Here is a 17,159-nt window from a genome sequence, read left to right on the forward strand (position 1 = left end):
GGACGCTCAGCGCTCCCCGAGCAGCGGGCGCATCTGCGCGGACGCGTCGGCGTCGAACAACCGGTCGTAGGTGGCCAGGGCGAACCGGTCGGTCATCCCGGACACGTAGTCGACGACCTGGGTGAGCACCGCGGCCTCGGTGTCGCGGTAGGACGCCGGGATCAGCTCCGGGTGCGCCAGGTGGTGGTCGACCAGCCGGCGGATCACGTCGATCGCGACGTGCTTCTGCCCGGCGGCGACGTCGGAGGCGTAGACCCGGGCGAACATGAAGTCGCGCAGCTCGTGCATCGCCTCGAGCGCGTCAGGGCTCATGACCACGCTCGTGCTGCCGGGGGCCAGCGACCCCGCGACGACGGCGTCGATCATGGAGCCGACCATCTCGCTGCCGGGCTGCCCGAAGACGGCCAGCGCCCGGGCGGGCAGGTCGCCGGCGCGGATGACCCCGGCGCGGGCGGCGTCCAGGGCGTCGTGCGACAGGTAGCCGATCCGGTCGGCGTACCGGACGCACTCGGCCTCGCGGGTGGCCGGCGGCGGGTCGATCTTCCAGCTGTGCGCGCGGATGCCGTCGCGCACCTCCCAGGTGAGGTTCAGGTCCTCGAGCACTTCGACGATGCGCACGCCCTGCGCGGCGTGGTGCCAGCCGCCCTCGACGTAGGGGTCGAACGCGTCCTCGCCGATGTGCCCGAAGGGCGAGTGGCCGACGTCGTGGCCCAGCGCGATGGCCTCCGCGAGGGACTCGTTGAGGCCGAGGGCCCGCGCCAGCGACCGCGCCACCTGGGTGACCTGCAGCGTGTGCGTGAGACGGGTGACGAAGTGGTCGCCGTCGGGGTGCAGGAAGACCTGGGTCTTGTGCTTGAGCCGGCGGAAGGCCTTGGCGTGCAGGATCCGGTCCCGGTCGCGCTCGAACGCCGTCCGCAGCGGGTCCTCCGCCTCGGGGCGGACCCGGCCGCGCGAGCCGGCGGCCCGGGTGGCGGCGGGCGCGAGCTGCTCCTCGGCCCGCTCGCGGGCGGCCCGGTCGGTCAGCCGGAACGGGCCGGCGGGCGCACCGGTCACCCGCAGTCCCCCAGGTCCACGCCGAGGAGCGCGTCGACGGCGTCGCAGATGACCCGGGGCGCCTCCTCCTCGAGGTCGGCTCCCCCGGCGAGGGTCTGCCGGGCCCAGTCGTCGACCAGCGCGATGGCGCCGGGGCTGTCCAGGTCGTCGGTCAGCCGCTCGCGCAGGCCGTGCAGCACCGGGCCGGCCGGCGCGCCGGCGTCCAGGGCCACGGCCCGCCGCCAGGTGGCCAGGCGCTCCTCGGCCTGCTGCAGCAGGGCCGGCGTCCAGGCGCGGTCGGTGCGGTAGTGCCCCGACAGCAGCGCCAGCCGGATCGCCATCGGGTCCGTGCCCTCGCCGCGCAGCTTGGAGACGAAGACCAGGTTGCCGCGGCTCTTGCTCATCTTCTCGCCGTCGAGACCGATCATCGCGGCGTGCACGTAGGCCTGCGCGAACGGCTTGGTGGCGGTCAGCGCCTCGGCGTGCACGGCGGAGTACTCGTGGTGCGGGAAGACCAGGTCGCTGCCGCCGCCCTGGACGTCGAAGCCCATGCCGATCGTGTCCAGCGCGATGCAGGCGCACTCGATGTGCCACCCGGGGCGCCCCTCGGCCCCGCGCGGGCCGGGCCAGGACGGCTCGCCCTCGCGGCGGCCGCGCCACAGCAGCGGGTCCAGGCGGTTGCGCTTGCCGGCGCGGTCGGGGTCACCCCCGCGCTCGGCGAAGAAGCCCAGCATCGTCGGCTCGTCGTAGCGGGACTCGCTGCCGAAGCCGGGCGCCTGGGAGATGTCGTGGTAGACGTCGCCGGTGCCGTCGTCGAGGACGTAGGCCAGGCCGTCGTCCATCAGCCGCTCGATCTGGGCCACGATCCGCGGGATGGCCTCGACCGCGCCGACGTAGTCCTCGGGCGGCAGCACGCGCAGCGCCGTCATGTCCTCGCGGAACAGCGCCGTCTCCCGCATGGCGAGCACCACCCAGTCCTCGCCGTCCCGCTCGGCCCGCTCCAGCAGCGGGTCGTCGATGTCGGTGACGTTCTGGACGTAGTGCACCGCGTGGCCGGCGTCGCGCCACAGGCGGTTGATCAAGTCGAAGGCCAGGTAGGTGGCGGCGTGCCCGAGGTGCGTCGCGTCGTACGGGGTGATGCCGCAGACGTACATCCGCGCGGTGCGATCGGGTGTCGTCGCGACGATCTCGCCCCGGGCGGTGTCGTAGACCTTGAGGACGGGGCCGGTGCCGGGCAGGGTCGGCAGCAGCGGAGCGGGCCAGGAGAGCACGGCACGAGCCTAGAGGCGAGGTCCGACGCCGTCTGGCCGCACGTCCGTGCGGGTCATCCGGTCGGAGGGGGCACCATGGACATCGACGACTACCTGCCCGCCCTCCGGCGGACGAACGCCCGGTTCGCCGACGCGGCGTCGGAGGCGGTGCTCGCCCGCGGCTGGGCGGCTCCGGTGACCGGCTGCCCCGGGTGGTCGCTGGCCGATCTGGTCTGGCACCTCGCCGAGGTCCAGCACTTCTGGGCATGGGTGGTGCGCACCCGCGCGCAGGACCCGTCGGCCTACGGAGCGCCGTCGCGGCACCCCGACGACGAGCTGCTCGGGTACGCGACGGCCCGGAGCGCCGAGCTGGAGACGGCGCTCGCCGGCGCCGACCCCGACGAGCGGGTGTGGACCTGGGCGCCGCGCAAGGACGTGGGCTTCGTCCTGCGCCGGCAGCTGCAGGAGGCCACGGTGCACACCGCCGACGTCGAGCAGGTGCTCGGCGATGTCCGGCCGATCCCTGCCGACGTCGGGCTGGACGGCGTGGACGAGTGGCTGGACCTGATGGTGCCCGGCGCCCTGCCGGAGGGCCCGCCAGAAGGGGCGCACCCCGTCGTCCTCCACGCGGTGGACGCCGACGCCGAGCGGACCCTCTTCCCGGGGTCCCGTCCCTTTCCCGCCGCCACCCTGACCGGCACCGCCGGTGACCTGCTGCTCGCTGTCTGGCGACGGGTGCCGCTGGACGTGCTCACCGTGGACGGCGACGCAGCCCGAGCAGCCGCGATGATCGGCCTCGTCAACCTGGAATGAGTTCACTCGTCGGCGAACTCCTCCACGCGCCACGGCCGGCCCGGCTCGGTGCGTGCGGCCAAGTGGCCGACGGGCAGTGCGCGCAGCGGACCGAGCTCGTCGGGGAACTCGTCGAAGAGATGGTGGGCGTGAGTGGCGATGAGGTGATCGACGTCGACCGGTGTTCCGTCCAGGAACTGCCAACTGCCGTCCCGGTTGTGTGCCACCAGGCGCAGCGGCTCGGACCCGTCGAGCACCCTGGTGGACACGATGGACAGCCGCTCCACTCGGCGCCGGGTGGAGCCTCGGACCGACGCACGTCGCGATCGCTTCTTCGGGCTCATGGCCACGTCACCGAGTGGCGGTCGAACTCGTCACCGGTCTGGATGCCGACCACGCAGAAGACGAGACCGGCCGGGTCGAGCAGCTGCCAGAACTGCCCGTCCTCCACGTACCGGTGCCGGGTGGCGCCCAGCGCCTCGAGCCGGGCCACCTCGGCCTCGACGTCGTCGCTCTCGATGTCCACGTGCCAGCGCGGCGGCGTCCCCTCCCCGGTCCGCTGCACCTCGAGGTGGAACCCGTCGGCGAACGAGCCCAGCGACGCCCACTTCTCGTCGTCAGGGTCCGGTGTGGCGGCGCGGCCGGTCGCGCCGGCCCAGAAGTCCCGGCCGGAGGCGTGGCGCTCCGGTGGGAGGTCGAGCAGCAAGATCGACAGGCGGCTGCGATGTGGCATGGCGGCACGGTAGGGCCAAGGAGGGACGATTTCGGCCGACGGGGCGCGAGATCTGCACACTCGGGGCTTTGGAGCCGATGAAAGCCCCGAGTGTGCAGATCTCGCGAGGCCTCTAGAAGGGCGGCCAGGGCAGGGCGGGCCACTCGCCACTGGCCTCGGGGTGCAGCTTCGTGCGCAGGAGATCGGCCACCCGCCGCTGGGTGCAGCGCACCTCGGTGCGGGTCAGGTGCTCGTGCAGCTGCTCGCCCAGGTCCCCGCGCAGGTCGTCGGCCAGCTTCTCCAGCACCTCGAGCGCGGCCAGCGGGATCGGCCGGCCGGCCCAGCGCCACAGCAGGGTGCGCAGCTTCGGGTCCGCCGAGAAGCAGATGCCGTGGTCGACGCCGTGCACGTGGCCGTCGGGCATCGGGATGATGTGGCCGCCCTTGCGGTCGGCGTTGTTCACGACCGCGTCGAACACCGCCATCCGGCGCAGCGCGGGGTCGTCGCGGCGGACGAACTCGGCGAGGTCGACGTCGTCGTCGCCGTCCATCCACAGCTGCACCATGCCCGGGCCGAACTGGCCCTCGCGCAGCACCGTCGGGGGCACGACCCGCCAGCCGGTGGCCTCGGAGACCAGGTAGGCGGAGATCTCGCGACCGGCGAGGGTGCCGTCGGGGAAGTCCCAGAGCGGCCGCTCCCCCGCCACCGGCTTGTAGACGCACTCGGCGGCGAGCTCGCCGGAGCGGATCGTCCCGACGAGCGTCACGTTGGAGGCGTCGAGCATCCGCCCCTCGAGGTCGATCTCCCCGGACCGCAGCAGCTCCAGGGCCTCGGCGTCGTCCGCCGGTGGGCGCAGGTCGGGCTCCGCCGGTTGCTCGCTCATCGAGGCGCCGCCGTTCAGCGGCGGTAGCCGTTCTGCCGGGGGCACACGTGACCGACCGGGTCCAGCGGGAGGGAGCACAGCGGGCAGGCGGGGCGGCCGGCGGCGACCACGCGCAGGGCGCGGGCGATGAAGGCCCGGGCGGCCATCGGGGTGATGGTCACGCGCAGCGCGTCAGGGCCCTCCTCGCTGTCGGAGAGGATCGCGTCCTCCTCGATCGGCTCCTCGCCCGCGGCGACGGCCTCGACGACGACGGCCTCGTCGGCGGCGTCCCAGGCCAGCCCCATGGCCGCGACCCGGAACTCCTCCTCCACCGGCGCGGTGAGCGGCTCCAGGTCGTCGACGTCGGCCTCGGGCGGGATGACCGTGTTCGCCCGGCTGCTGACCTCGTCGAGGAGCTCGTTCATCCGGTCGGCGAGGACCTGCACCTGCGTCTTCTCCAGCGCGACGCTGACCGTTCGGCCGCTGTCGTCGCTGGCCTGCAGGTAGAACGTCCGGTCCCCTGGCTGGCCCACCGTCCCCGCGACGAACCGGGTGGGGCGATCGAAGAGATGGACCTGGCGTGGCACGCGCCCCACGTTACGCGGGGGCGGTGACGACCCGCTGTCCGCGACGCGGTTCGAAAGGCGACGTCAGGCGGGTGCCCCGGCGCCGCCGCCCACGACGGCGTCGGAGGAGGCCTTGCGGCGGCGGCCCTTGCGGGGCGGCGGGATCAGCGCCGACACGTCGCCGCCGGTGTCGTTCATCCGGGCGACGAACGGCCGGGTGTCGGTGTAGGTCACCACCGAGATCGAGGCGGGGTCGACGACGATGCGCTGGAACTGGTCCAGGTGCAGGCCGAGCGCGTCGGCCAGCACCGCCTTGATGACGTCGCCGTGGCTGCAGGCCAGCCACACGGCGTCGGGCCCGAGGCGGGCGTTCCACTCGCGCACGGCGGCCACCGCCCGCGCCTGGGTCTGGGCCAGGCCCTCGCCCTCGGACCCGGGGAAGACCGCGGCGGAGGGGTGCTGCTGCACGACCTTCCACAGCGGCTCCTTGACCAGCTCCTTGATGGTGCGCCCGGTCCAGTCGCCGTAGCGGGCCTCCCCGAGCCGGTCGTCGGTCTGCAGCTCCAGCTCTCGGCCGGCGAGCGTGGCCCCGGCGGTCTGCCGGCAGCGCTCCAGCGGGCTGCTGACGACGGCGGCCAGCGGCACCTTCGCCAGCCGCTCCCCCACCGCCTGCACCTGCGCCTGGCCGGTCTCGTCGAGCTGCACGCCCGGCATCCACCCGGCGAGCACCCCGCCGGCGTTCGCGGTCGTGCGGCCGTGCCGCAGGAGGATGACGGTGGTCACGCCCGAGAGCGTAGTGATCGGATCTGCGCGCCCCGGCCGCTCAGCCTGCGAGGACCTCGCGCAGCCGCGCGGCGAAGGCCTCGGGCTTCCCTGCCTGGCCGTACTCGCCGCCGAGGAAGCCACCGTGCCCGCCCGGGAAGACCACCGGCTCCTGCCCCAGCTCGCGGGCGACCGCGGCCGACGTCCGCCCGGTGAGCAGGTCCTGGGACTCCTCGCCGACGGCGATCACCACCCGCGTGGGGGCGGCGGCGAGCGCGGCGGCGTCGGGCCGGTAGGCGGTGACCGGGTCGGAGACGCCGGAGAGCAGCGGGTCCTCCCGGTTCCCGTCGTCGTCCCCGGGCAGGCCGAAGGCGGCCGGGTCGGGGGCCGGGCGGGCGAGGAAGTCGTCGGTGAACTCGCCCGACCACGACGTGAGGGCGATGAACGCCGCCATGCCGTGCCCCCAGCCCTTGTCCTGGTAGGCGGACTGGACGGCGCGCTCGGCCGCCACGGCGCGCTCGGCGTCCGGGAGCAGCGTGAGCAGCGGCGGCTCGTGGGCCACGAGCGTGGTCACGTCCTGCGGGTGCGCGGCCACGAGCGCCAGCGCCGTCACGGCTCCCCCGCTGCTGGCGAACATCTCCACCGGGCCGCCGACGGCCTCGATGATGCGGTGCACGTCGTCGGCGTTCTGCTCCGGCGTGTGCTCCCTGCGGCCGTCGCTCCGGGTGCTGCGGCCGAGCCCGCGCGGGTCGTAGGTGATGACCGTGCGGTCGGCGAAGAACCCGGCCAGGGTGCCGAAGCCGTCGGCGCCCATGGGTGCGGCGATCATGAACAGCGGCGGCCGCCCGTCGGCGGTCGGCAGCGGCCCCCGGACGTCGTACGCGAGCGTGGCCTCGGGCGTCTCGAGAGTGCGCATGGTCGTCAGACCGTAGCGGCGCCGGGAACTGATCGGACGCGCTCAGGCGCCGGCTGCGGGATCCAGGACGCCGGAGAACACCAGGGCCAGGATCAGCAGGCCCAGCAGGATCCGGTAGACGACGAACGGCGTGAAGCTGCCGCGGTCCAGGTAGCGCAGCAGCCAGGCGATGACGGTCAGGCCGACGCCGAACGCCAGCACGGTGGCGAGGATCGTCGGCCCCCAGGAGACCGGCGTGCCCCCGTCCTGGTCGCCGCCGAGCTCCTCGTAGACCTGGTAGAAGCCCGACGCCAGCACGGCGGGGACGGCGAGCAGGAACGAGTAGCGCGCCGCGGCGGCGCGGGAGTAGCCGAGGAAGAGCCCGGCGGTGATCGTGCCGCCCGAGCGGGAGACGCCCGGGATGAGCGCCATCGCCTGGGCGAACCCGTACCCGATGCCGTGCGGCACGGTGAGCCGGTCGAGCTCCCGGGTCTTTGCCCCGATCCGGTCGGCGGCGTAGAGGACCAGCGAGAAGACGATCAGGGCGGTCGCGACGATGCGCAGGTCGCGGAACGTCGTCTCGATGTCGTCCTGGAACAGCAGGCCGAGGATCCCGATCGGCAGGCTGCCGATGATGATCAGCCAGCCCATCCGGGCGTCCGGGTCGCCCTTCCGCCGGCCGCCCAGCGAGGCGACCCAGGCGGTGATGATCCGCCAGATGTCGTGGCGGAAGTACAGCAGGACGGCGGCCTCGGTGCCGATCTGCGTGATGGCGGTGAACGCCGCGCCCGGGTCGCCCCAGCCGAAGCCCTCGCCGACGACCCGCAGGTGCGCGCTCGAGGAGATCGGCAGGAACTCGGTGAGCCCCTGCACGATCCCGAGGACGACGGCTTCGATCCAGCCCATGTCAGCGCTCCCCAGGGAGGTCGAGGGCGGCCGGACGGCGGAGGGATCGTTCGGGCACGGGTCGCAACCCTAGGCGGCGGGCGGCGGGGACGCGGCGCGGCGCCCCGGGCGGTCCGGTGCCTGCGGGTGGACGTCGTCCGGCGACGGTAGGTTGGCCGGTCGTGGAGCAACGGGCGCTGGGTCGCAGCGGACTGGTCGTCTCCCGGCTCGCGCTGGGCACGATGACGTGGGGCGGCGACACCGACGAGGACGAGGCCGCCATGCAGCTGACGGCCTTCGTCGACGCCGGCGGCACGCTGGTCGACACCGCCGACGTCTACTGCGACGGGGAGAGCGAGCGGACCCTCGGGCACCTGCTGTCCGACGTCGTCCCGCGGTCGGACGTGCTGATCTCGACCAAGGCCGTGGGCCGCACCGGCAAGGGGCCGATGGGCCGTGGCGCGTCCCGCGGGCACCTGATCTCGGCCCTCGACGCCTCCCTGGAGCGCCTCGGCGTGGACCACGTCGACCTGTGGCAGCTGCACGCCTGGGACGAGACGACGCCCCTGGAGGAGACCCTCGCGGCCTGCGACCTCGCCGTCTCCTCCGGCCGGGCCCGCTACATCGGGATCAGCAACTTCACCGGCTGGCAGACCGCGCAGGCGGCCACCTGGCAGAGGGCCTGGCCCGGGCGCACCCCGGTGGTGAGCACGCAGGTCGAGTACTCGCTGCTGCAGCGCGGGGTGGAGCGCGAGGTGGTGCCCGCCGCGGAGGCGCTGGGCCTCGGCGTGCTCGCCTGGTCGCCGCTCGGCCGGGGCATCCTGACCGGCAAGTACCGGCACAGCACGCCGTCGGAGTCGCGCGGGGCCTCGCAGCAGTGGCAGGGCTTCATCGACGGGCTGCGCTCGGCGAAGTCCGACCGGATCGTGGAGGCGGTGATCACCGCCGCGCAGGGGCTGGGCACCACCCCGCTGGCCGTGGCCCTGGCCTGGGTGCGCGACCGGCCCGGCGTCGTCGCCCCGGTGGTCGGGGCGCGCACCGCGGCGCAGCTGCAGGCGTCGCTCGATGCCGACGGCGTGCGGCTGCCCGCCGCCATCCGCACCGCCCTGGAGGACGTGTCGGCCCCGCCGTTCAGCTACCCCGAGCGCCGGTCGGACCGGTGACCGCCGCCCCCTCCACCCCCGGCGCCGACCAGGTCTTCGCCGCGTTCTGCGCGGCCGGCCTCTGGCCGGGTCTGGGCAAGCGCGCGGCGGCGGAGCTCCCGGGCGCCGGCATCACCGGTCCCGACGACGTCACCGCCGACCGGCTGACCAAGCTGCCGCGGGTCGGCCGGCAGCGCGCCGAGCGGCTGTTCTCCAGCTTCCTGGCCGCCGCTCCCACCTACGAGGTGGTCGGGCTCCTGGTCGCTGCCGGGCTGCCGGCGAAGCTCGCCGCGGGCGTCGCCGACGGTCTCGGGCCGGACGCCGCCCGCCGGCTGCGCGACGACCCGTGGGCCCTGCTCTCGCTCCCCGGCGTGACCCTGGGCGACGCCGACCGGCTGGCGATCGCCGTCCTCAAGGGCGCCGACCGGCAGGACACCCGGCGCGGGCGGGCGATCGTCGTCCTCACCCTGCGGACGGCGACCCGCGACGGCCACACCGTGCTGCCCGCGGACCTCGTGGTCTCCGCGCTGCAGGCCGAGGGCATCAGCGACCCGGTGGCCGCCATCGTGGCCGCGGTCGACGGCGGCGAGGTGCTGGAGCACGAGCCGCCGGAGCCGGAGTTCGACGGGGACGCGGACGAGCAGCCCGAGCCCGATCCGGCGCTGCGCACGCTGTCGCTGGCCCGCTTCGGCATGGCCGAGGAGGCCGTGGCCGAGAACGTGGCGCGCCTGGCCGCCGCCGCCGAGCGGATCGCCGACCCCGCCTCGGTGCGGTCGGTGGCCAAGGGCCTGGACGAGGCGCAGAAGCAGGCGGTCGCCCAGGTCCTGTCGGCCGGCGTCAGCCTGCTCACCGGCGGGCCGGGCACCGGCAAGAGCCGCACGGTCGCCTCGATCGTGAAGCTGCTGCGGGCCAAGGGCACCGACATCGCGCTGGCCGCGCCCACCGGGCGGGCGGCCAAGCGCCTCGAGGAGCTCACCGACCACCCGGCGACGACGGTGCACCGGCTGCTCGGCGCGCAGGGCGCCTCGGGCGGGTTCTCCCGCAACGAGGAGTGGCCGCTGGACGCCGACGTGATCGTCGTCGACGAGGCCTCGATGCTCGACGTCGAGCTGACCGCGGCGCTGCTGGAGGCCTGCCCCGACGGCACCCACCTGCTGCTCGTCGGCGACCCCGCCCAGCTGCCCTCGATCGGGCCCGGGCACGTGCTCGGCGACCTGATCGACTCAGGGGCCGTGCCGGTCACGGAGCTGACGACCCTCTACCGGCAGGCGGAGGGCGGCGCGATCGCCCGCCTGGCCTCGGCGGTGCGCCAGGGCGAGCTGCCCCCGGTGGACTCCCCCGACCGCGAAGTCGTGGTCGTGCCGGCGGCCGGGAGCGCCGAGGCCGCCCGGCGGGTGGTGCAGCTGGTCACCGACTCGATCCCGCGGGCGCTGGGCATCGACCCGGGTTCGGTGCAGGTCGTCACCCCGGTGCACCGCGGCCCGGCGGGCACGATCGAGCTGAACAAGGCGCTCAAGGAGAAGCTCAACCCCGGCGAGGGCGTGGTGTTCGGCTTCGACCCGGGCGACCGCGTCGTCGCCACCGCCAACCACCTAGACCTCGACCCGGTCGGCTTCGCCAACGGCGAGGTGGGCGTCGTGACCGGCACCGGCGAGGGGTCGCTGACCGTCGACTTCAGCTCGGGCCCGGTCACCTGCACCGGGCAGGCGCTGTTCGACCTCCGGCACGGCTGGGCCATCACGGTGCACCGCGCGCAGGGCTCCGAGTGGCCCGGCGTCGTCGTCGTGCTGCCCCCGGAGGCCGGCGGCATGCTGTCGCGCCCGCTGGTCTACACGGCCCTCACGCGGGCGCAGAAGCACCTGTCGATCGTGCCGGCCAGCGGTGCCGCGCTGGCCCGGGCGGTCCGCGACGTCGCGGCCCGGCCGCGCCGGACCCGGCTGGCCGAGCTGCTCCGGGAGTCACTGGGCTGAGCCGGCGCTGTCGACATCGCCGCATGTCGACGTGCGGGGGCTCGCAGCGCGTCGACACGGCTACACATCGACGTGCGGCGTCCTCATCATCGGTTGGCCTCGATCGCGCGCCGCAGCTGTCTCCGCTGACGGACCGCCAGGACGCCGAACACCACGAGGATGACGGGACCGCTCCAGGAGACGCGGTCTCCGGCGACCACCCGAGCGCACGTCACCCCGACAACGAGGATCACGTACACGCCGATGGCGATGCGCCCGCCTCGCCCAGGCTCGTACGCCTTCAGTTGCAGGCCGGCCCAGTCGACCGCCGCGGCCCTCAGCCGGGGGTCGAAGAACTCGCGGCCGCGGGCCACGCCGTGCTCGAGCTCCCCGGCCTCCGCGACCGAGAGGCGGTGCCGGCGCATCCAGTTGGCCCACGGGTCCCCGGACCACGGGGTCATCCTGGAGTAGAACCGCGGGCGGGTGAGCAGGACGCCCACCAGGACGACACCGACGGCGATCAGCACCAGGCTGACAACGGCGGTCACCACCACCGCACTCTGGCACGTCCTCGCAGGTCACCCGCGTCCGATCACCCGATCGGTGCGCCATCAGAGCTCGAGTCGTCGTCCTTCACCGGAACGTCGGCCTGCTGCTCGAGGACGTCGGCCTCGTTCGCCTCGACGGTGTCGATGGGCCTGCGGGGGCGTCCGACCCCACCGGGCCGGGCGGCCAGTCGCTGCTCGAGCGCATCGGCCCGGAAGACCTAGCCGGAGGCGCGTCCCGCGCAGAGCACCTGGCCGACGGCGGCGCCGAGCTGGGCGGCGCAGGTGAGCGGCCGGGCGAAGGGCACCCGGACGTCGGTGTGGCCGAGCGGCCGCTCCACCCGCAGCCGGAAGCCGAACCGGTCCAGACCCAGCGGCCGGACGACGTCGGTCGCGCCGACCAGACCTGCGGGCAGCCGCCCGGCCAGGAGGTCGAGGACGTCGGCGTGGTCGCGGGCGAGGTGCCGCAGGTGGTCGGCCTCGATGCCGGCGAGCGGGTCGGGCCGGGCGGCGAGGAAGTCGGCCGGGCCGACGTCGACGCTGACACCGCCCTCCCCCAGCACGACCTCGGCGAGGTCGAGCCGCAGCAGGGAGGCGGTGCCGCCGACGTCGAGCAGCGCGCCCTCGGGGCGGGTCTCGGCGAAGGCCAGGACGGCGGACCGCTCGGCCCCCGGGCGTACCGGGGTCACCCAGCCGGAGAGCCAGAGCTGCGCGCGCACCGGCCGGCGCACCGGCACCGGGGCGTGGTCGCTGATCAGGACGAGGGCGGAGAGGTCCTGGTCGGGCGCCTCCCGGACGGCGGTGGCGAGCTCGCCGTCGCGCGGGACGACGAGCAGCACCTGCCCGGCGGCGGTGACGGTGTGGGCGAGGAGGCGGCTGCCCTCGACCCCGCGGGCGCAGACGGTGGCGGCCGCGCGGGTGGCGACGGTGCGGGCGCGCTCGGCGGCACCGGGGCGCAGGCGGTCCTCGGGACGACGCCCGTGCGCGGGCTGGCTCGATCGGCTCTGCATGACCCCTCCTCGACTCCAGTTAGGGAAGCCTAACCATAGGGAGGTCGAGGAGCCAGAGGGTCAGCGGCGAGAACTGCTCCGTTGCTGGGCGATCCGGACCAGGAGCACCAGGACCCCGCAGACGAGGACGAAGGGCAACGCTCCGCCCACGTCGACCGCCCACGTGAGGGCGAGCAGGGGCAGCCCGACGAGCAGGCCGAGCAGGAAGCCGTGCAGGACACGCCGGCCGAACGACGTCTGCGACTCGTAGTCCCGGGCGACGGACTCCGGGACGCCTGCGGCCGCCGCCCACCGGGCGACGGCGGCGTCGACCTCGGACCCGGCGGCTTCGCCCCGGGTGCCCTGGGTCGTCGTCGTCCCGCGCTCCACCCGTCCACCATGACGCAGAGTGACGACGACGGCAGCCCGGAGCGGTGGATTCACCCACCCGAGCGAATCAGGAGCGGTCGTCGTCCTCGTCGACGGGCACGTCGGCCTCCTGCTCCAGGACGTCGGCGTCGCTGGCCTCCCGGTCGCCCACCGGCCCGCGGGGCGCACCGGCCTCACCCGGGCGGGCGGACAGCTGCTGCTCCAGCGCGTCGGCCTCGCTCACCTCGCCGGTGGGCCCCGTCGCGTCGGCGGCCCGGTCGACCGCCGGCGGGTCGAGCAGCGCCTGCTGCTCCGCACGGTCGGCGTCGGGCACGTCGCTCGAGAATCCGGGCTCGGTCACGTCGTCCTCCCTCGAGGTGCAGGTCAGGTCTCCCCCATCGTGCCGGTCCGCCCGCCGCCCGGCAGGGCGAGGCGGTGTGAAGGAGACGACGATGCCGTGACGGGCCGCCGAACTCCTGGCACGATCGGAGCCGATGGACACGCCCGGGGACTACGAGTTCGCGCCGTTGCGGATCCCGCCGGGCACGTCCCGGTCCGCGGCCGCGACGATGCTGAGCCTGCAGTCCGACATCGGCGGCTGGGAGCTGGCCCGCCTGCAGCTGCACGCCGACGGCACGCGCAAGGTGATCATGCGCCGACGTGCCCGCCTGTCCTACCTGCCCAAGCCGGTCATCTGAGCCCTGCCCACCCCGGGGGCCGCTGCACCGCCGCCGGGAGCGCGGTCGCATCGTCCCCGCGAGCCGCGGTGACCTGCGGCTGGGTGAGGAACAGGCACCGGCTCAGGTCCGCGCCGCGGACGTCGGCGGCCCGCAGGTCGGCTCCCAGCAGGTCGGCGCGCCCCAGGTCGACGCCCCGCAGGTCCGCGCCGATCAGGTAGGCGCCGATCAGGTAGGCGCCGCGCAGGCCGGCGTTGCGCAGGTCGGTCCGCCGGAGGTCGCGGCCCATCAGGTCGGCGCCGCGGCGGTCGCGCGCACCGCGCCCGCGCACCAGCTCGCTCACCCGGCCCAGCAGCTCCCCCACGGGTGCCCGGTGCGCTCCGACGTCGAGGGCGGCGAGCTCGGCGGCGTCGCGGCGGGTCAGCTCCTCGATCTCCCGCCGGCGGCCCGCGGCCTCCCCGTGCAGCGGCGCCGCCGCCGGGAGGGCGAGCACCTCGGAGAGGTACCAGAGCGTCTCGTGCAGCTGCCGCATCACCGGCAGGACGGCGAACTGGTCGCGGACCAGCTCCGGGGACTCCCGCCAGCTCCGCCCGCCGAAGGTGGCCTGGGTGATCTGCTGGCCGGCGCCGAAGCAGTCGAAGACCGTGCACCCCGGGAAGCCGCGCTCGCGGAGCTCGGCGTGGATGCCGCAGCGGAAGTCGTCGGCCAGGTTCGGGCAGGCGACCCCGGCCGGCTTGTCGATCGCGAAGTCCGCCGAGGCGGCGAAGGCCGGGGCGACGCAGCAGAGCCCGGCGCAGCGCGAGCAGTCCGCCCGCAGGTGAGCGCGGTCGTCGACGAGGGGCAGCGGATCGGACGGCATGGCGGGGACCAGGCTAGGTGCTGCGTCCCCGCCGGCCGGCTCAGGGAAGGAGCACGACCTTGCCCACGGTGTCGCGGCTGGCCAGCTTGAGCAGCGCCTGCGGGGCCTGGTCCAGCGGCAGGACCTCGCCGACCAGCGGGTCGACCTTCCCCTGCTCGACCAGCTCGACGAGCCGCTCGTGGGTCTCGGTGAAGACCGAGGGGTCGTACTTGCGGTACAGGCCCCAGTGCAGCCCGACGACGCTGTAGTTCTTGACCAGCAGGTGGTTCGCCGGCGCCTCGGGGATGCGGCCGCTGGTGAAGCCGACGACGACGATGCGGCCCTCGAAGGCGACGCACTTGCGGGACTTGTCGAACACGTCGCCGCCGACCGGGTCGTAGATCACGTCGGCGCCGCGGCCTCCGGTGACGTCCTTGACGATCGAGACGAAGTCCTCGCTCGTGTAGTCGATGACGTGGTCGGCGCCGAGGTCCGTGCAGACCGCGGTCTTCCGGGCCCCGCCGGCGGTGGCGATGACGGTGGCGCCGGCGGCCTTGCCCAGCTGGATCGCCGCCGTGCCCACGCCTCCGGCGCCGGCGTGCACCAGCAGGGTCTCGCCCGCCTGCAGGTGCGCGCGGCGGTGCAGGCCGACGTAGCCGGTCTGGTAGGTCAGGTAGAGCGAGGCGGCCTTCTCGTCGGACATGGAGTCCGGCACCGGGAAGGCGGCCGCGGCGTCCATGAGGGCGTACTCGGCGAAGGCGCCCGGGCCGCCGGCCGGCGAGCCGATGACCCGCTGGCCGGTCTCCACGATCTCGCCGCACAGCTCGACGCCGGGCGTGTAGGGCAGCGGCGGCTTCTCCTGGTACATGCCCATGGCCATGAGCACGTCGGGGAAGTTCAGCGCGGCCGCCCGCACCTTGACCAGCACCTGCCCCTCCCCGGGGGTGGGCTGGTCGACCTCGTCGAAGGACATGACCTGAGAGGGGTCGCCGAGCTCGTGGACCCGCCATGCGCGCATGCCCCGACCCTGCCAGATGCCGCGTGACCGTCGTCACCGGGTCCGGGGTCTGCCCTCGCCACGGCGGCTCCGGCGTGCCAAGGTGCAGCACGTTCGGTCGCCCGCCCCGCGGTGACCCGGGAGGGGACCCGATGCTCCAGCAGCTCACCGACCGCCTGAAGTTCCTCGGGGCGTTCGTCGCCAACCCGCGCCAGGTCGGCGCCGTGCTCCCGACGTCCCGGACGGCGGTGCGGGACATGCTCGACCTCGCCGACGTGCCCGGCGCGAACCTGGTCGTCGAGCTGGGCGCCGGCACCGGCGCGCAGACCCAGGAAGTCCTGGCCCGGATGAAGCCCGGCGCCCGCCTGGTGACGTTCGAGATCGACCCGCGCCTGGCCAAGCTGCTCGACGAGCGGTTCGACGACCCGCGCGTGCAGGTGGTGTGCGACTCGGCGGAGAACCTCGACGCCCACCTCGGCGAGGCGAAGGCCGACGTCATCGTCTCGGCCCTGCCGTACACCTCGCTGGAGCAGCGGCTGCGTCAGCGGATCCTCGACGTGCTGCCCGGCGCCCTCGCCGCGGACGGCAGCGTCGTCGTCATCCAGTACTCGCCGCTGATGCTCGCCGACTTCCGCCGGCGCTTCGCGACCGTGACCTACCGGATCACGCCGTGGAACGTGCCCCCGGCGTGGCTGTTCTCCTGCCGGGGGCCCGTCGCCGACTGACCCGTCAGCGCGTCGGTCGCGAGTCGTCGTCGGACACGAACTCCCCGGGCATGAAGGTCGCCAGGGAACCCTTCTTCGAGAAAGCGGCCCACGTGTTCAGCGCGGTGATCGCCACGACGACGAAGCACCAGAAGACGAGGAACGCCTTTCCGCCGCCCTCGGAGTCCCAGAAGCCGGTGATGCCGAAACCCAGCATCCCGATGCCGACGACGATGCCGAGGACGGCGGCCGGCTTGCTCGGCTTGTACCGCATGGTGCGCACAGGGGGCCCCTCCCAGATCCGGTCATGACCTGTCCGGTGAGTGCAGCGCTCCCCCTCCCACCAGCGGCGATCCTGGCGGACCCGGCGCGCTCGCGCACGCCGGGTTCACCGCATCGTGGGCGGGCGCAGGGCCTCGGGGACGACGGCGGTCTCGCCCGCCTCGGTGCGCGCGGCGGGCACGCCCTTGAACTTGTAGGGCACGGTGCCGACGCCGGGCTGGATCACGTAGGCGGCACCGGGCTCACCGGCCTCCCAGGCCATGATCATCGCGTCGGCGACCTCCTCCGCGGTGAGCACCGGGAAGTTCGCGGCGGCGAACTGGTCGCGGATGCGGTCGATGATCGCGGTGTCGGCGAATCCGGGGCAGATCGCGGTGATCGTCGTCCCCTCGGCGGCCAGCCGCGGCGCCATGGACCGGACGAAGGCGATCGCACCGCCCTTGGCCACGCTGTAGCCGGGGTCGGTGGCCATCGGGGAGAGACCGGCGAGCGACGCCGTCACCACGATGGCGCCGCCTCCGGCGCGCTTGATGGCCGGACGAGCGGCCGCCGCGCCGTAGACGACACCGAACAGGTCGATGTCGACCACGCGCATGAACTCGTCGAGGTCGAGGACGTCGTCGCTCTTGGCCGCGGAGATGCCGGCGTTGAGGTAGGCGGCGTCGAGCCGGCCGTGGTCGCCCTCGATGCGGGCGACCAGCGCCTCGTTCGCCGCCCGGTCGGTGACGTCGAGGACGGCGAACTCGCAGCCCAGGTCCTCGGCCACCTGGCGGTTGCGCTCGCTGTCGAGGTCGGCGAGGACGACGGTCACCTCGCGCTCGCGGAGCTTCGTGGCGAGGGCGCGGCCGAAGCCGCCGGTCCCTCCGGTGATCAGCGCGACGGATCCGGGGCCGGGAGTGTTCTGGGTCACC

At 74.5% G+C, this 17,159-nt stretch carries 22 protein-coding genes; 5 read left to right on the forward strand and 17 right to left on the reverse strand.

Annotation, left to right across the window (positions count from 1 at the left end; all coding sequences use genetic code 11):
• Positions 1–6: 6 nt before the first annotated feature.
• Both DQ244_RS11910 and mshC read right to left on the reverse strand, forming a co-directional pair.
• Positions 7–1,053: an HD domain-containing protein gene (locus DQ244_RS11910; RefSeq protein ID WP_113811702.1), complete on the reverse strand. Its 1,047-nt coding sequence runs from the start codon at positions 1,051–1,053 to the stop codon at positions 7–9.
• Complete coding sequence (gene mshC / locus DQ244_RS11915; protein WP_113811703.1) at positions 1,050–2,303, reverse strand: cysteine--1-D-myo-inosityl 2-amino-2-deoxy-alpha-D-glucopyranoside ligase; 1,254 nt, start codon at positions 2,301–2,303, stop codon at positions 1,050–1,052. The genes DQ244_RS11910 and mshC overlap by 4 nt, the downstream gene beginning before the upstream one ends.
• A gap of 75 nt (positions 2,304–2,378) precedes the next feature.
• On the opposite strand from mshC, the gene DQ244_RS11920 reads away from it, so the two are divergent.
• Complete coding sequence (locus DQ244_RS11920) at positions 2,379–3,095, forward strand: maleylpyruvate isomerase family mycothiol-dependent enzyme (RefSeq protein ID WP_113811704.1); 717 nt, start codon at positions 2,379–2,381, stop codon at positions 3,093–3,095.
• Between the two features lie 2 nt (positions 3,096–3,097).
• Here the strand turns inward: DQ244_RS11920 and DQ244_RS11925 are convergent, their stop codons facing one another.
• From DQ244_RS11925 to DQ244_RS11955, 7 genes are all read right to left on the reverse strand, one after another.
• On the reverse strand, positions 3,098–3,361 hold the full coding sequence (locus DQ244_RS11925; RefSeq protein ID WP_113811705.1) for a hypothetical protein: 264 nt from the start codon (positions 3,359–3,361) through the stop codon (positions 3,098–3,100).
• 53 nt (positions 3,362–3,414) lie between these two features.
• Positions 3,415–3,807 carry a VOC family protein gene (locus DQ244_RS11930; protein ID WP_113811706.1) on the reverse strand — a complete coding sequence of 131 codons (393 nt, stop codon included), beginning with the start codon at positions 3,805–3,807 and terminating at the stop codon, positions 3,415–3,417.
• A 112-nt stretch (positions 3,808–3,919) separates the two neighbouring features.
• Positions 3,920–4,669, reverse strand: a complete 750-nt coding sequence (locus tag DQ244_RS11935; RefSeq protein WP_113811707.1) for an SCO1664 family protein — start codon at positions 4,667–4,669, stop codon at positions 3,920–3,922.
• Positions 4,670–4,683: 14 nt separating this feature from the next.
• Positions 4,684–5,235: a DUF3090 family protein gene (locus DQ244_RS11940; RefSeq protein WP_113812016.1), complete on the reverse strand. Its 552-nt coding sequence runs from the start codon at positions 5,233–5,235 to the stop codon at positions 4,684–4,686.
• 63 nt (positions 5,236–5,298) lie between these two features.
• Entirely contained in the window at positions 5,299–5,997 is a 699-nt protein-coding gene (locus tag DQ244_RS11945; protein WP_113811708.1) for a histidine phosphatase family protein, read from the reverse strand.
• Positions 5,998–6,037: 40 nt separating this feature from the next.
• Positions 6,038–6,892, reverse strand: a complete 855-nt coding sequence (locus DQ244_RS11950; RefSeq protein WP_113811709.1) for an alpha/beta fold hydrolase — start codon at positions 6,890–6,892, stop codon at positions 6,038–6,040.
• A gap of 42 nt (positions 6,893–6,934) precedes the next feature.
• Positions 6,935–7,777, reverse strand: coding sequence for an undecaprenyl-diphosphate phosphatase (locus DQ244_RS11955; protein WP_113811710.1), 843 nt, complete (start codon positions 7,775–7,777; stop codon positions 6,935–6,937).
• A gap of 161 nt (positions 7,778–7,938) precedes the next feature.
• On the opposite strand from DQ244_RS11955, the gene DQ244_RS11960 reads away from it, so the two are divergent.
• Both DQ244_RS11960 and DQ244_RS11965 read left to right on the forward strand, forming a co-directional pair.
• A complete protein-coding gene (locus DQ244_RS11960; protein ID WP_113811711.1) occupies positions 7,939–8,919 on the forward strand; it encodes an aldo/keto reductase in 981 nt (326 codons plus the stop codon).
• A complete protein-coding gene (locus DQ244_RS11965) occupies positions 8,916–10,868 on the forward strand; it encodes an AAA family ATPase (protein ID WP_113811712.1) in 1,953 nt (650 codons plus the stop codon). The genes DQ244_RS11960 and DQ244_RS11965 overlap by 4 nt, the downstream gene beginning before the upstream one ends.
• Positions 10,869–10,954: 86 nt before the next feature.
• On the opposite strand, the gene DQ244_RS11970 is transcribed toward DQ244_RS11965, so the two are convergent.
• The 4 genes from DQ244_RS11970 to DQ244_RS11985 form a co-directional block, all read right to left on the reverse strand.
• Complete coding sequence (locus tag DQ244_RS11970) at positions 10,955–11,398, reverse strand: hypothetical protein (RefSeq protein WP_147251514.1); 444 nt, start codon at positions 11,396–11,398, stop codon at positions 10,955–10,957.
• A 215-nt stretch (positions 11,399–11,613) separates the two neighbouring features.
• Entirely contained in the window at positions 11,614–12,402 is a 789-nt protein-coding gene (locus tag DQ244_RS11975) for a DUF2470 domain-containing protein (RefSeq protein WP_113811714.1), read from the reverse strand.
• Positions 12,403–12,462: 60 nt separating this feature from the next.
• Entirely contained in the window at positions 12,463–12,771 is a 309-nt protein-coding gene (locus DQ244_RS11980; RefSeq protein ID WP_113811715.1) for a hypothetical protein, read from the reverse strand.
• A 67-nt stretch (positions 12,772–12,838) separates the two neighbouring features.
• Positions 12,839–13,111, reverse strand: coding sequence for a hypothetical protein (locus DQ244_RS11985; RefSeq protein ID WP_113811716.1), 273 nt, complete (start codon positions 13,109–13,111; stop codon positions 12,839–12,841).
• 133 nt (positions 13,112–13,244) lie between these two features.
• Here DQ244_RS11985 and DQ244_RS11990 point away from each other — a divergent pair, with 133 nt between their 5' ends.
• The gene (locus tag DQ244_RS11990) at positions 13,245–13,448 is read left to right on the forward strand and encodes a DUF5703 family protein (RefSeq protein ID WP_113811717.1); all 204 of its coding nucleotides are present in this window, start codon (positions 13,245–13,247) and stop codon (positions 13,446–13,448) included.
• On the opposite strand, the gene DQ244_RS11995 is transcribed toward DQ244_RS11990, so the two are convergent.
• Entirely contained in the window at positions 13,441–14,286 is an 846-nt protein-coding gene (locus DQ244_RS11995; protein ID WP_113811718.1) for a pentapeptide repeat-containing protein, read from the reverse strand. The genes DQ244_RS11990 and DQ244_RS11995 overlap by 8 nt on opposite strands.
• 40 nt (positions 14,287–14,326) lie before the next feature.
• The gene (locus tag DQ244_RS12000; RefSeq protein WP_113811719.1) at positions 14,327–15,283 is read right to left on the reverse strand and encodes an NADPH:quinone oxidoreductase family protein; all 957 of its coding nucleotides are present in this window, start codon (positions 15,281–15,283) and stop codon (positions 14,327–14,329) included.
• Positions 15,284–15,414: 131 nt separating this feature from the next.
• Here DQ244_RS12000 and DQ244_RS12005 point away from each other — a divergent pair, with 131 nt between their 5' ends.
• A complete protein-coding gene (locus DQ244_RS12005) occupies positions 15,415–15,987 on the forward strand; it encodes a class I SAM-dependent methyltransferase (RefSeq protein ID WP_113811720.1) in 573 nt (190 codons plus the stop codon).
• Positions 15,988–15,991: 4 nt separating this feature from the next.
• On the opposite strand, the gene DQ244_RS12010 is transcribed toward DQ244_RS12005, so the two are convergent.
• Together DQ244_RS12010 and DQ244_RS12015 are read right to left on the reverse strand one after the other, a co-directional pair.
• A complete protein-coding gene (locus tag DQ244_RS12010) occupies positions 15,992–16,249 on the reverse strand; it encodes a hypothetical protein (RefSeq protein ID WP_113811721.1) in 258 nt (85 codons plus the stop codon).
• A gap of 105 nt (positions 16,250–16,354) precedes the next feature.
• Complete coding sequence (locus DQ244_RS12015) at positions 16,355–17,158, reverse strand: SDR family oxidoreductase (protein WP_113811722.1); 804 nt, start codon at positions 17,156–17,158, stop codon at positions 16,355–16,357.
• Between the last annotated feature and the right edge of the window lies 1 nt (position 17,159).

Origin of the sequence: Blastococcus sp. TBT05-19 (genome assembly GCF_003319095.1) — a bacterium.
Classification (GTDB): domain Bacteria; phylum Actinomycetota; class Actinomycetes; order Mycobacteriales; family Geodermatophilaceae; genus Blastococcus.